Genomic DNA, 13,360 nt, shown 5'->3' with positions numbered 1-13,360 from the left:
CATGGCCCGCGAGCCGGGCGTGCCCAAGCCCGACCCCATCCTCGTCGTGGACAAGGTCGTGCGCCGCTTCGGCGGCCTCACCGCCGTCGACGTCGAGCACGTGGAGGTCCAGCGCGGCTCCATCACCGCGCTGATCGGCCCCAACGGCGCGGGCAAGACCACTTTCTTCAACCAGCTCACCGGCTTCGACACCGCCGACGCCGGCACCTGGACGTTCAACGGCCGCACGATGAGCGGCGTGCCCGCCCACAAGGTGGCGCGCGCCGGCATGGTCCGCACGTTCCAGCTCACCAAGGCGCTCTCCCGGCTGACCGTCATGGAGAACATGCGTCTCGGCGCCCAGCAGCAGAAGGGCGAGAGCTTCTGGCGGGCCCTCGTGCCCGGCTTCTGGCGCTCCCAGGAGCAGGAGATCACCGAGCGGGCCGAGGAACTGCTGGTCCGGTTCAAGCTCGACGCCAAGCGCGACGACTTCGCCGGCTCGCTCTCCGGCGGCCAGCGCAAGCTGCTGGAGATGGCGCGGGCGCTCATGGTGGGCCCCGAGCTGGTCATGCTGGACGAGCCCATGGCGGGCGTGAACCCGGCGCTGACGCAGTCGCTGCTCGGCCACGTCAAGGACCTGCGCGAGCAGGGCATGACGGTGCTGTTCGTCGAGCACGACATGGACATGGTGCGCGACATCAGCGACTGGGTCATCGTCATGGCCCAGGGCGCGGTGATCGCCGAGGGCCCGCCCTCGACGATCATGTCGGACGAGCGCGTGATCGACGCCTACCTCGGCGCGCACCACGACGCCCCGCTGTCGGACACCGAGCTCCAGGCCCAGCTCCACGAGGCCGAGGCCGAGCTGGAGGCCGAGATCGAAGAGGAGACGCAGAAGTGAACGCCGTCCCGGAGCCGGCCGAGTCCAACGCGGCGGTCACCGACCGCAGCGCGCACCTGGAGGGCGCCGAGAACGCCCTCCTGCGCTGCGACGAGCTGATCGCCGGTTACCTGCCGGGCGTCAACATCCTCAACGGCTCCGACCTCTACGTGGCGGAGGGCGAGCTCATCGGCATCATCGGCCCCAACGGCGCCGGCAAGTCGACGCTGCTCAAGGCCATGTTCGGGCTGGTCAACATCCGCAGCGGCACGGTGCTGCTGAAGGGCGAGAACATCACGAACATGAAGGCGCACGCGCTGGTCTCGCGCGGCGTCGGCTACGTCCCGCAGACCAACAACGTCTTCCCCAGCCTCACCATCGAGGAGAACCTGGAGATGGGCGCCTTCCAGGTGCCGGGGAAGTTCAAGGAGCGCTTCGAGTTCGTGGCCGAGCTGTTCCCCGCGCTGAAGGAGCGGCGCAAGCAGCGCGCCGGCTCGCTGTCCGGCGGTGAGCGGCAGATGGTGGCGATGGCGCGGGCCCTGATGACCGAGCCGTCGGTGCTGCTGCTCGACGAGCCGTCGGCCGGTCTGTCGCCCAAGCTGCAGGACCTGGTCTTCATCCAGGCCCAGCAGATCAACAAGGCCGGCGTCACCGTCATCATGGTCGAGCAGAACGCCCGCCGCTGCCTGCAGATCTGCCACCGGGGCTACGTCCTGGACCAGGGCCGCAACGCCTACACCGGCACCGGCAGGGAGCTCGCGAACGACCCGAAGGTGATCCAGCTGTACCTCGGCACCCTCGCCAAGGCGTAATTCGCCCAGAACGGCTGAGGAGCTCCCACGGAGCCCCTCAGCCGTTTTTTAATGGGCGATGTGAAACGCTTAGCGACAGTCGCGCTCATGCTGCCCGTCCTGCTCCTGGGCTGCCAGGACGACGCCTCCTCCGCGCCGAGATACAGCACCGGCGGCGACCCCACCGACAGCCCCTGCGCCCGGGTGGTCTCCGCCATCGGGTACGCCGGTCTGCTGCTGGAGCCGAAGGGCCAGGAGGACCGGCAGCGCTTCGAGGACGCCGTGATCGGCCGCCTGGCCGAGGCCCGCGGCATCACCCTGCAGTTCGGCGCCCGGCTGCCCGCCTCGCTCAAGGGCGACGTGGCGGCGCTGGAGTCGGCCACCGCCGGGCTCGCCAGGAACGACGTGCCGCGGGAGCGCCAGGTGGCGCTGCTGAGGGAGTACCGCGCGGCGGCCGACCGGATCGTCGCCGGCTGCCGGTGAGGCCCCTGCCGGGCGGTTCCAGGGACGCGGAAGGGCCCGGCCGCGGCGGCCGGGCCCTTCGTCTCAGCTCGTCTCAGCGGTGGTGATCAGCCGGCGATGTTGCCGGTGCGGTACTCGATCGCCTTGCTGCCGTACTTGTTGTCGTCGCCGTACTCGTAGATGCCGATGGTGGCGACGGCCGGGTCACCGGCGTCGTTGAACTCGACCGGACCGCTGACGCCGTCGTAGTCGATGTCCTTGCCGGCCTTCAGCAGGTCGGCGCACTCCTTGAAGCTCTTGCACTTCTCGCCGACCTTGCTGACCTCGGCCAGCTTGGCGGCGATGTCCACGCCCGCGTCGCTCTTGGCGGCCTCGGCGGCCAGCGCGATCAGGTTCGCGGCGTCGTACGACTCGGGGGCGTAGCTGAAGTCCTCGAGCTCCTTGTCGACCTCGAGGAGCTTCTTCTGGAACTCCTCGGGAGCGGCCGCGCCGGGGATGGTGCCCTTGACGCCCTTGAGGGTGCCCTTGGGCATCTTCAGGTAGTTCGTGTTGGACGTGTTGCCGTCCACCATGTACCACTTGTGCTTGCTGGCCGGCAGGCCCTGCTTGACGAGCTCCTGGATGACCTTGGAGGTCTCCTCGAAGCCGATCAGCACGATGGCCTTGGGGCTCTTGGACTTGATCTTGGTGACCTCGGCCGAGAAGTCGGCGGCCTTCGGGTCGTAGTCCACCCGCTCGACCACTTCGGCGCCGCCGTCGGTGACGGTCTTCTGGACCTGGTCGGCCAGGCCCGTGCCGTAGGAGTCCTGCATGGCGAAGATGGCGACCGTGTCGCTGCCGTCGGCCACGATCAGGTCACCGAGCACGCGGCCCTGGAGCTTGTCCGGGGGCGCGGTGCGGAAGTACAGGCCCTGGTCGTTCAGGGTGGTGAACTTGTCAGAGGTGTTGGCGGGCGAGAACTGCACCACGCCGGCACCCGTGATCTTGTCGACGACCGACTCCGACACCGAGGAGGAGGCGGCGCCGACGATCGCGTCGGCCTTCTGCGCGAGGAGCTTGTCCACCGACTGCGAGGCGATGTTGGTCGTCGTGTCGCCCGAGTCGGTGTCGATCTTGGCGACCGGCTTGCCCAGCACGCCGCCCGCCTCGTTGATCTCCTTGATGGCGAGATCGACGCCGGCGAACTCGGGCGGGCCGAGGAACGCGAGGTTCCCGGTCTGGGGCAGCAGGGTCCCGATCGTCAGCGTACCGTCGCCCTTCGTCGCGGCCGGGGCCGACGACGAGGCGGCGGGAGCGGCCGAAGACGGCGAGGTCTCCGAGGCGGTGTCGCCGCCGCCACCGCCGCAGGCTGTCAGGGTCAGGCTGGTGGCAGCCAGGACAGCCAGCGCCCGCCCCACGGGAGCAATGCGGATCATGAAGTGTCTCCTTCATTTCCAGGCCGGGATTCGTCAGCAGGCCGAGCGTTCCCGATCGAATGGTGGAAACGTACAAAACCGCCGCACGCCCGAACCAGATGCGCCGAACAACTGTCGGCACTTGGATGCGGAGTCGTAATCAGTCCTCAACTTACGGAGCTGGTCAGGCGTGCTTAAGGTGCGGCAGGTGAAGCGCATAACGCTGTCCCTCGCTCTGGCGGCCTCCCTCGCCGCCTGCGGCTCCCCGGAGCGGCCCGACACCACGCCTCCTCCTGGGCTGTCGGTGTCGCTGGCCCAGTGGCGGTCCGACGAGCCGGCGCACCGGCTGCAGATCGCGGTACGCAACGCCACGGACACGCCCGTCCACTTCGCCGACGTGCAGCTCGTCACGCCGTCGTTCAAGACGCTGGCGCCGGCCAGGGCCGACACCACGCTCGGCCGTACGGAACGGACGGACCTGCCCGCGCCGTACGGCGCCGCCAACTGCCCGCCCCAGGGGCTCCCCCAGGTGCGGCCGGCGACCGTCGTGGCGCGGCTCAGCACCGGCGGCGGCCCGCTGCGCACGGTCGTCTTCCCGGTGCCGCACCCGGACCCGCTGCTGGCCAGGCTGCTGCGCGACGAGTGCTCGGAGTTCCTCATCAAGCAGGTCGCCGAGCTCGCGTTCGGCCCGCGGTGGACGGAGTCGGACGGGACCATGCGCGGCAGCGTGGTGGTCACGCGGCGCGGCGCCGGGAAGGTGACGCTGACCGACATGGGCGGCACGACCCACTACATCGTCACGCCGGAGCACCGGCCGCTGGGAACGCTGGAGCCGGGCGCGTCGCGGCTGGAGGTGCCGGTGACCCTCTCGCCCGGCCGCTGCGACCCGCACGCCTTCGCCGAGGCCAAGAAGGCGTTCCTGTTCCCCGTGCGGGCCTCGCTCGACGGCGGCGAGGCCCGCGTGATCATCGTGGTGCCGCCCGAGCCGCTGCAGGAGCGTCTCACGCGGTGGGCGCGCGAGACGTGCGGCCTGGGCGGCGGCTCGTAACCGTCAGCCGGCGATGTTGCCGGTGCGGTACTCCTCGGCCTTGCCCGGGTACTTGTTGTCGTCGCCGTACTGGTAGACGCCGATGGTGGCCACGGCGGGGTCGCCGTTGTCGTCGAACTCGATCGGGCCGCTCAGGCCCTCGTAGTCGATGTCCTTGCCCGCCTTCAGCAGGTCGGCGCACTCCTTGAAGCTCTTGCACTTCTCGCCGACCTTGCTGACCTCGGCCAGCTTGGCGGCGATGGAGGCGCCGCTGTCGTCCTTGGCGGCCTCGGCGGCCAGGGCGATGAGGACGGCGGCGTCGTACGACTCCGCGGCGTAGGTGTAGTCCTCAAGCTCCTTGTCGACCGTGAGCAGCCGCTCCCGGAACGCGTCCGGGGCCTCGGCGCCGGGAATGGTGCCCTTGACGCCCTTGAGGGTGCCCTTGGGCATCTTCAGGTAGTTGGTGTTCGACATGTTGCCGTCCACCATGTACCACTTGTGCTTGTCGGCCGTCAGGCCCTGCTTGACGAGCTCCTGGATGACCTTGGAGGTCTCCTCGAAGCCGATCAGCACGATGGCCTTGGGGTTCTTGGCCTTGATCTTCGTCACGTCGGCCGAGAACTCGGCGGCCTTCGGGTCGTAGTCCACCCGCTCGACGACCGTCGCGCCGCCCTCCTCGGCGGTCTTGGCGATCTGGTCGGCGAGGCCCGAGCCGTAGGAGTCCTGCATGGCGAGGATGCCCACGGTGTCGTTGCCGTCGGCCACGACGAGGTCGCCGAGCACGCGGCCCTGGAGCTTGTCCGGGGGCGCGGTGCGGAAGTACAGGCCGTTGTCGTTGACCGTGGTGAACTTGTCGGAGGTGTTGGCGGGCGAGAACTGCACCACGCCCGCGCCGGTGATCTTGTCGATGATCGACTCCGACACCGAGGACGACGCGGCGCCGATGATGGCGTCGGCCTTCTGGCCCAGCAGCTTGTCCACCGACTGCGAGGCGATGTTCGTGGTGGTGTCGCCGGAGTCGGTGTGGATCGCCTTCACCGGCTTGCCGAGCACGCCCCCGGCCTCGTTGATCTCCTTGACGGCCAGGTCCACCGCGGCGAACTCGGGCGGGCCGAGGAAGGCGAGTGAACCGGTCTGCGGCAGCACGGTGCCGAGCGTCAGCGTGCCGTCACCCTTGGCGGCGGCCGGCGCCGAGGACGCCGGCGCGGACGAGGACGCGGTCTCCTGCGACGCGGCGGTGTCGTCGGCGCCGCCGCCACAAGCCGTCAGAGCGAGGCTCGCCGCGGCCGCGACGGCCAGGACGCGGCCCGCTGGAGCGATGCGGATCATGTAAAAGGTACTCCCTGTATGCGCCGGCGGGGTTTCGCCCCCGTTGACGTTTTCCAAGCTCAGCATGCCCGGATTGGGCGCTTCGCGCAGTTTTAACGCGGCTTTTATACAGAGTTGTGATGTCCGAAACGTCGCGGGCGAGGACAGCCGGAAGCCGGGAGTTCCTTCCCGGCTCCTGCCGGGCGTGACTCACGGGCTCCGCGGCTCAGCGCTTCTCGGCGTCGTCGATGACGATCTGGGCGACCTCGCGCATGCTCAGCCGCCGGTCCATCGACGCCTTCTGGATCCACCGGAACGCCTGCGGCTCGGTCCAGCCGTGCTGCGCCATGAGCTGGCCCTTGGCCCGCTCCACCAGCTTCCTGGTCTCCAAGCGCTCGGACAGGCTGGAGACCTCGGCGCTCAGCGCCACCATCTCCTCGTGCCTGCTGACCGCCATCTCGATGGCCGGCACCAGGTCGGCCTTGGTGAAGGGCTTGACCAGGTAGGCCATCGCACCCGCGTCGCGGGCCCGCTCGACCAGGTCGCGCTGGGAGAAGGCGGTCAGGATCAGGCACGGCGCGATGCGCTCGGAGACGATGCGCTCGGCCGCGGAGATGCCGTCGAGCACCGGCATCTTGACGTCGAGGATCACCAGGTCGGGTTTCAGCTCGGCGGCCAGCCGGATCGCCTGCTCGCCGTCGCCGGCCTCGCCCACGACGACGTAGCCGTCCTCCTGGAGCATCTCCTTGAGGTCGAGGCGGATCAGGGCCTCGTCTTCCGCGATCACTACTCGCCGCTGCGTACTCACGAGCAGAAGAGTACCGACGTCCGGTAGATTAGATCCACGCTGGCACCCCTGCTGCTGATCAACTTGTGGCGGTAGGATGTACCGTCGATCCGGACAAGTCCGGATTTTTCGGCCGGAATGATGGAATGGCAGACATGGACGCCTCAAAAGCGTCTGCTCGAAAGGGCGTGCGGGTTCGAATCCCGCTTCCGGCACCCTCCCCGGGCCAGCCCCTCACCCCCGGGCACCACGTCTCCTCCTGACCCACCTTGATTCACGCCTGTCCCTGATTCACGGCGGCGCGCCGCGGGAATAGCCGTTGCACGAACGATCAGCACGGGGGTGGGCGACATGTCGTTGAGCGTGGCGGCACGGGAGGAGTTCCTGGCGGAGGCGCACATCGCGAGCCTGGCCGTCGAGGCGGGCGAGGGCCGGGCGCCGCTGACGGTGCCCGTCTGGTACGACTACGTCCCCGGCGGCGACGTCCGCTTCCTGACCGACGGCGAGTCGGTCAAGGCCAAGCTCATCGCCAAGGCGGGCCGCTTCTCCCTCCTGGTGCAGCGCGGCAGCCCCACCTACCGCTACGTCTCCGTCGAGGGCCCGATCGTGCTGTCCAGCCCGTCCACGCTGGAGGACCTGACCCGCATCTCGGCCCGCTACCTGCCGCCCGAGGCCGTGACGGGCTACGTGCACGGCTCCGACCTGCACGCGCTGGTGACGTTCCGGATGCGGCCCGAGCGCTGGCTCGCGGCCGACCTGGGGGCGCTCGCCTGAGGCGGCTCCGCCCCGCAGCCTCCCCAACCGGTATTTTTGGCCCTGTGACTGCTATCGATCCCACCTCGACCGGCGCCCACGGCGTCGGCCTCGCGACCATCGCCGCCGACGGCACCGTACTCGACACCTGGTTCCCCTCCCCCGCGCTGGGCGAGGCGCCGTTCTCGGGCACCGAGCGGCTGTCCGACGACGAGGCCGGCGAACTGGCCTCGCTGACGGGCCCCGACCCGGCGCGCGGCGTGGAGGTGGTGGCGGTGCGCACGGGCATCGCCAAGCTCTCCGAGGCCCCGGTCGACGCCCACGACGTCTACCTGCGCCTGCACCTGCTGTCCTGCCGCCTGATCCGGCCGCACGGGGCCAACCTGGACGGCGTCTTCGGCCTGCTGGCCAACGTCGTGTGGACCAACTACGGCCCGTGCCCGGTGCCGGACTTCGAGCGGACCCGCCTCCGGCTGCGGGCCCGTGGCCCGGTCACGGTGTACGGGGTGGACAAGTTCCCCCGCATGGTCGACTACGTGCTGCCGTCCGGGGTGCGGGTCGCCGACGCCGACCGCGTCCGGCTCGGCGCCCACCTGGCGAGCGGCACCACGGTCATGCACGAGGGCTTCGTCAACTACAACGCCGGCACCCTGGGCTCGTCGATGGTCGAGGGCCGGATCTCGGCCGGCGTCGTCGTCGGCGACGGCTCCGACGTCGGCGGCGGCGCCTCGATCATGGGCACGCTGTCGGGCGGCGGCAAGCACGTCATCTCCGTCGGCGAGCGCTGCCTGCTGGGCGCGAACGCCGGCATCGGCATCTCGCTCGGCGACGACTGCGTGGTCGAGGCCGGCCTCTATGTGACGGCGGGCACCAAGGTCGCCCTCCCGGACGGGAAGGTCGTCAAGGCGGCCGAGCTGTCGGGCGCCGACGGCATCCTGCTGCGCCGCAACTCGCGTACGGGGGCGGTCGAGGCGGTGCCGCGCACGGGCACCGGCATCGAGCTCAACGCCGCCCTGCACGCCAACTGAGCGCCGACGGCGCCCCGGCTCGCGCTGTCGCGGGGGCCGGGGCCGCGCCGTCAGAGGTCAGTTGGCGTGCGAGACCGCCGAGCCGATGGTGTGGACGCGCAGGGCGTTGGTGGAGCCGGGGGTGCCGGGAGGCGAACCGGCCACGATGACCACCTTGTCGCCCTTCTCCAGCCGCCCCAGCGACAGCAGCGACGCCTCCACCTGCCGCACCATGTCGTCGGTGTGGTGCACGAACGGCACCTGGAAGGTCTCCACCCCCCAGGTCAGCGAGAGCTGGCCGCGCACGTGCGGCGCCGAGGTGAAGGCGAGCAGCGGGATCGGCGAGCGGTAGCGGGCCAGCCGCCGCGCGGTCTCGCCGGACATGGTGAACGCGACCAGCGCCTTGGCGCCCACGATCGCGCCGACCTCGGCCGCGGCCCGCGCGATGGCGCCGCCCGTGGTCTCGGGCATGCGCTCCAGCGTGTGGGTGGCGTGCAGGGACGACTTCTCGGCGGCGCAGGCGATGCGGTCCATCGTGGAGACGGACTCGATCGGGTAGTTGCCGACCGAGGTCTCGCCGGACAGCATGACCGCGTCGGCGCCGTCCATGACGGCGTAGGCCACGTCGGAGGCCTCGGCCCTGGTCGGGCGGGGCGCGTTCATCATGGAGTCGAGCATCTGCGTGGCGACGATGACCGGGCGGGCCTTCTCGCGGCACAGCTCGATGATGCGCCGCTGCACGATCGGCACCTGCTCCAGCGGCAGCTCCACGCCGAGGTCGCCGCGGGCGACCATGATGCCGTCGAACGCCTCGACGATCTCGGGCAGCCGGTCGACGGCCTGCGGCTTCTCGATCTTGGCGAGCAGCGGCAGGCGCACGGCCTCCTGCTCCATGATGTTGCGCACCACGTCGGCGTCGGACGGGCGGCGCACGAACGACAGGGCGATCATGTCGAAGCCGGTGCGCAGCGCCCAGCGCAGGTCTGATTCGTCCTTGTCGGTGAGCGCGGGCGCGCTGACGTTGACGCCGGGCAGGTTGAGGCCCTTGTTGTCGGAGATCATGCCGCCGATGACGACGCGGGTGATGATCCGGTCGCCGTCGACCCTGGTCGCCTCCAGCACGAGCCGGCCGTCGTCGACGAGGATCGTGTCACCGGGACGCACGTCCTTCGGCAGGCCCTTGTAGGTGGTGGAGACCTGCTCGCGGTCGCCGGGGACGTCCTCGGTGGTGATGGCGAAGACGTCGCCGAAGCCGAGCCGGACCGGGCCCTCCTCGAACGTGCCGACGCGGATCTTGGGGCCCTGCAGGTCGGCGAGCACGCCTACACCGCGGCCGAGATCGGCCGCCACCCGCCTCACCCGGTCGTAGACCTCCCGGTGCAGATCGTGGTTTCCGTGGCTGAGGTTGAACCGGGCCACGTCCATCCCCGCGGCGATGAGCTCGCGGAGACGCTCCTCGGAGGAGGTGGCCGGACCTAGGGTGCAGACGATTTTCGCGCGACGAGTCACGAGTCCTACCTTAATTGGTACAGACCACTTGGCAGTCACCGACGACGGAGAACGTAGCCCGCGGAGGAGAACAGCACGCGAACGGCGAGCCTGGAAAGCGTCAAGTTCGTGTGCCGCCCCGGTTGAACGACGCCTTCAATCTAGTGGCCGACGGGGCCGGGAGGCGGCACCCCGCGCCGCGTCACGGCGTGAAGGTGACGGCCTTCCAGGCGTCCACCAGGCCGTGGCCGTAGAAGCCGTTGTCGGCCGTGTCGCCCTCGCAGACGTGCGTCTGGGTCTGGCCGTAGATCTGGTAGACGTGCTGCCGGGGCGTCGGGCAGGGTTTGGGGTCGGCGCTCGCGTAGAGCAGCTTCTCGACGGTGGCCGGGTCGAGCGTCAGTCCGCCGCCGGGCGCGGGCTTGCCGAAGCGGCTGACGAGCAGGGCGGCGACGCCGGTCGCGTGCGGGGCGGCCATCGAGGTGCCGTCGAGATACTGGTAGTAGGAGCAGGCGCCGCGGGTGCAGTCGCGTACGACGTCGGCGCCCTTGGGCGCGCCGTCGGCGCCGATACGGCCGGCGGCGCGCAGCACGTGCTCGGGGGCGGCGGCCAGGATGGAGCGGGTGGCCTTGGCGCCCTTGCCGTCCGTGGCGTCGCCGCCCGGCGCGGCCACGTCGGTCTGCTCGACGCCGTAGTCGCTGTAGACGGCCTTGCGCCCGGACGGGCCGAGCGCGGAGACGGAGATGACGCCGTCGGACTCGGCGGGCACGTTGAGGCAGGTGTTGTCGACCTTGCGGGCCTTCGCGCTGCCCTCCGGGTAGCCGGGGCTCTTGTCGTCGACCGTGGGACGTCCGAGGTCGGTGGAGCCGTTGCCGAGCGCCGAGACGATGGTGACGCCCTTCTTGCGGGCGTAGTCGATGGCGCGCTGCATGCCGGTGACGATGGCCTGCTGCTCCAGCTGCTCCTTGCGGCTGTCGGCCGGGTTGCGCGCGCAGTTGAACAGCCAGGGGTCGACGTAGTAGCTGAGGTTGGCCACGTCCACGCCGATGTCGCCGGCGTAGGCGAGCGCGTCGAGGCTCGGCTTGAGGAAGAAGAAGCCGGAGTCCTGGCCGGCCCGTACGTTGACCAGCCGCACGCCGGGCGCGACGCCGGCGATGCCGATGCCGTTGATCGGGGAGGCGATGGTGCTGGCCACGTGGGTGCCGTGGCCGTCGTCGTCCTGGTCCACCGGGTCCTTGCAGCCGGCCGCCTCGCACGGGCCGTCGAGGGTCTCGCCGTTCTCGTCCTTGGGCCGGTCGGTGACGAAGTTGCGGCTGAGCGCGCGGTCGAAGTTGGGGGCGATGTCGGGGTGCTTGCCGTCGATCCCGGTGTCGATGACGGCGACCAGCACGTCCTTGCTGCCGGGGTTCTTGGCGTTGGCGCGGTCGGCGCCGATCATGCGCATGTCCCACTGGCGGCCGGCGAGCGGCTCGCCCGCCGCGCGCCCGGCCTTGAGCACGCCCGCGTCGGGGAACGAGCGGACGGGCTCGGCGGTGGCGTGGCCGATGCTGCGGTCCTGGGAGACGCCGACGACGGCGGCGTCTCCGCCCACGGCCTCGGCGAAGCCGTCACGGCCGCCCGTGGCCAGGATGTAGCCGAGCCTGGCGTCCTCGCTCACCTTGGCGCCGCCGGCGTGCGTGACGGCGTCCAGGGCCTGCCGCTGCCGGCCTTCGGCGTAGAACACCAGGTAGTCGGCCTGGGGGCCGCTGGCCTGCGTCTGGGAGCTCTGGGGGCGCTGGGGGCGCTGCTCGGCGGGAGTGCCGGGAGCGCAGGCGGCGAGCCCGAGGAGGGCCAGTGCCGTCACCCCGGAGGCGACTCGCCGCATCGTTCCCCCCACATCTCGAAGAATGCTCATCTTTCCGACAGTCAACCGCCGATGCCACCAACTAGCCAAATTAGGGCTACACACGACGGAGCGGGCTCCCCGGAGGGAGCCCGCTCCACGAGAAGGCGGAACCGCGGTCAGACCAGCGGCCGCGCGGTCGGCAGGATCGGGTACGGCAGCGCCGTCTCCCCGCTCAGGTAGCGGTCGACACCGGAGGCCGCGGCGCGGCCCTCGGCGATCGCCCACACGATGAGCGACTGCCCGCGGCCCATGTCGCCGGCCACGAAGACGCCGTCCACCTTGGACATGTACGTCTTGTCGCGGGCGACGTTGCCCCGCCGGTCGAAGAAGTCGTCACCGCCGGCGACCTCGGCGAGGTCGGTCAGCAGCGCGCCCTTCTCCGGCCCGAGGAAGCCCATGGACAGCGTGACCAGCTCGGCCGGGATCTCCCGCTCGGTGCCGGGGACCGGCTTGAAACCGGCCTGCGGCCCCTCGACCTCGACCAGGCGCAGCGCCCGCACGTTGCCGTCGGCGTCGCCGAGGAACTCCGTGGTGGAGACCGCGTACACGCGCTCCCCGCCGCGGTCGGCGAGCTCCTCGTGGGCGCTCTCCATCTTGAACAGGATCGGGAAGGTGGGCCACGGCTGGCCGGCCGGCCGCTCCCGCGGCGGGACCGGCATGATCTCCAGCTGGGTGACCGACGCCGCGCCCTGCCTGATCGCGGTGCCGATGCAGTCGGCGCCGGTGTCGCCGCCGCCGATCACCACCACGTGCTTGCCCTCGGCCGAGACGGGCGAGACCGGGTAGTCGCCCTCCTGGACCTTGTTGGACAGCGGGAGGTACTCCATCGCCTGGTAGACGCCCTTGAGCTCGCGCCCCGGCACCGGCAGGTCGCGCCACTGGGTGGCGCCGCCGGACAGCACCACGGCGTCGAACTGCTCGCGCAGCTCGGCCGCGGTGATGTCCACGCCGACGTTCACGCCGGTGCGGAACTCGGTGCCCTCGGCCCGCATCTGCTCCAGGCGGCGCTCGATGTGGCGCTTCTCCATCTTGAACTCGGGGATGCCGTAGCGCAGCAGGCCGCCGACGCGGTCGGCGCGCTCGAACACCACCACGTCGTGCCCGGCCCTGGTGAGCTGCTGGGCGGCGGCGAGGCCCGCGGGCCCGGAGCCGACGACCGCGACCCGCTTGCCGGTCCGCGCCGCCGGGGGCTGCGGGGTGACCCAGCCCTCGGCGAACGCCCGGTCGATGATCTCGACCTCGACCCGCTTGATCGCCACCGGGTCCGCGTTGATGCCGAGCACGCACGCCGCCTCGCACGGAGCCGGGCAGAGCCTGCCGGTGAACTCGGGGAAGTTGTTGGTGGCGTGCAGCCGCTCGATGGCCTCGCGCCAGTCGGTGCGGTAGACGAGGTCGTTCCACTCGGGGATGAGGTTGCCGAGCGGGCAGCCGTTGTGGCAGAACGGGATGCCGCAGTCCATGCAGCGGGACGCCTGCCTGGTCAGCTTCTCCTGGGAGAAGTCCTCGTAGACCTCGCGCCAGTCGCTGATGCGGACGTCCACCGGGCGGCGCGCCGGCAGCTCCCGGTCGTGCGTGAGGAAACCCTTCGGGTCAGCCATTCGG

Annotated in this window: 12 protein-coding genes and 1 tRNA gene; 7 read left to right on the top strand and 6 right to left on the bottom strand. The window is 70.7% G+C overall.

From position 1 onward, the window contains the following. Position 1 precedes the first annotated feature (1 nt). The 3 genes from AC27IY_RS04610 (at position 2) to AC27IY_RS04600 (ending at position 2,133) form a co-directional block, all read left to right on the top strand. Positions 2-880, top strand: a complete 879-nt coding sequence (locus AC27IY_RS04610; protein WP_344215076.1) for an ABC transporter ATP-binding protein — start codon at positions 2-4, stop codon at positions 878-880. Further along, complete coding sequence (locus AC27IY_RS04605; protein ID WP_344215010.1) at positions 877-1,671, top strand: ABC transporter ATP-binding protein; 795 nt, start codon at positions 877-879, stop codon at positions 1,669-1,671. Before AC27IY_RS04610 ends, AC27IY_RS04605 begins: the two co-directional genes overlap by 4 nt. 87 nt (positions 1,672-1,758) lie before the next feature. After that, positions 1,759-2,133: a hypothetical protein gene (locus tag AC27IY_RS04600; protein WP_344215008.1), complete on the top strand. Its 375-nt coding sequence runs from the start codon at positions 1,759-1,761 to the stop codon at positions 2,131-2,133. Between the two features lie 86 nt (positions 2,134-2,219). On the opposite strand, the gene AC27IY_RS04595 is transcribed toward AC27IY_RS04600, so the two are convergent. Beyond that, positions 2,220-3,527, bottom strand: a complete 1,308-nt coding sequence (locus AC27IY_RS04595) for an ABC transporter substrate-binding protein (protein ID WP_487177201.1) — start codon at positions 3,525-3,527, stop codon at positions 2,220-2,222. A gap of 187 nt (positions 3,528-3,714) precedes the next feature. Here AC27IY_RS04595 and AC27IY_RS04590 point away from each other — a divergent pair, with 187 nt between their 5' ends. Beyond that, positions 3,715-4,554 (top strand): hypothetical protein, encoded by an 840-nt coding sequence (locus tag AC27IY_RS04590; RefSeq protein WP_487177200.1) that lies wholly within the window; start codon positions 3,715-3,717, stop codon positions 4,552-4,554. Positions 4,555-4,557: 3 nt separating this feature from the next. Here the strand turns inward: AC27IY_RS04590 and AC27IY_RS04585 are convergent, their stop codons facing one another. Continuing rightward, positions 4,558-5,862: an ABC transporter substrate-binding protein gene (locus tag AC27IY_RS04585; RefSeq protein WP_344215002.1), complete on the bottom strand. Its 1,305-nt coding sequence runs from the start codon at positions 5,860-5,862 to the stop codon at positions 4,558-4,560. Positions 5,863-6,067: 205 nt separating this feature from the next. Next, positions 6,068-6,649: an ANTAR domain-containing response regulator gene (locus tag AC27IY_RS04580; protein WP_157383121.1), complete on the bottom strand. Its 582-nt coding sequence runs from the start codon at positions 6,647-6,649 to the stop codon at positions 6,068-6,070. 111 nt (positions 6,650-6,760) lie between these two features. On the opposite strand from AC27IY_RS04580, the gene AC27IY_RS04575 reads away from it, so the two are divergent. The 3 genes from AC27IY_RS04575 to dapD all read left to right on the top strand — a co-directional run bounded on the left by AC27IY_RS04575 (position 6,761) and on the right by dapD (position 8,409). Further along, positions 6,761-6,843, top strand: a tRNA-Leu gene (locus AC27IY_RS04575). A gap of 136 nt (positions 6,844-6,979) precedes the next feature. Beyond that, a complete protein-coding gene (locus AC27IY_RS04570) occupies positions 6,980-7,402 on the top strand; it encodes a pyridoxamine 5'-phosphate oxidase family protein (protein WP_329580257.1) in 423 nt (140 codons plus the stop codon). 44 nt (positions 7,403-7,446) lie between these two features. Next, entirely contained in the window at positions 7,447-8,409 is a 963-nt protein-coding gene (gene dapD, locus AC27IY_RS04565; RefSeq protein WP_344214999.1) for a 2,3,4,5-tetrahydropyridine-2,6-dicarboxylate N-succinyltransferase, read from the top strand. Positions 8,410-8,466: 57 nt separating this feature from the next. Here the strand turns inward: dapD and pyk are convergent, their stop codons facing one another. The 3 genes from pyk to AC27IY_RS04550 all read right to left on the bottom strand — a co-directional run bounded on the left by pyk (position 8,467) and on the right by AC27IY_RS04550 (position 13,356). Beyond that, positions 8,467-9,897, bottom strand: coding sequence for a pyruvate kinase (gene pyk, locus AC27IY_RS04560; protein WP_344214997.1), 1,431 nt, complete (start codon positions 9,895-9,897; stop codon positions 8,467-8,469). 181 nt (positions 9,898-10,078) lie between these two features. Beyond that, on the bottom strand, positions 10,079-11,737 hold the full coding sequence (locus AC27IY_RS04555; protein ID WP_487177199.1) for a S8 family peptidase: 1,659 nt from the start codon (positions 11,735-11,737) through the stop codon (positions 10,079-10,081). Positions 11,738-11,874: 137 nt separating this feature from the next. Next, positions 11,875-13,356 (bottom strand): glutamate synthase subunit beta, encoded by a 1,482-nt coding sequence (locus tag AC27IY_RS04550; RefSeq protein ID WP_449945037.1) that lies wholly within the window; start codon positions 13,354-13,356, stop codon positions 11,875-11,877. Between the last annotated feature and the right edge of the window lie 4 nt (positions 13,357-13,360).

Source organism: Nonomuraea sp. B208, from assembly GCF_057536035.1.
The sequence above is the reverse complement of the archived record's forward strand: the minus strand, read 5'-3'. Positions and strand labels throughout refer to the sequence as shown.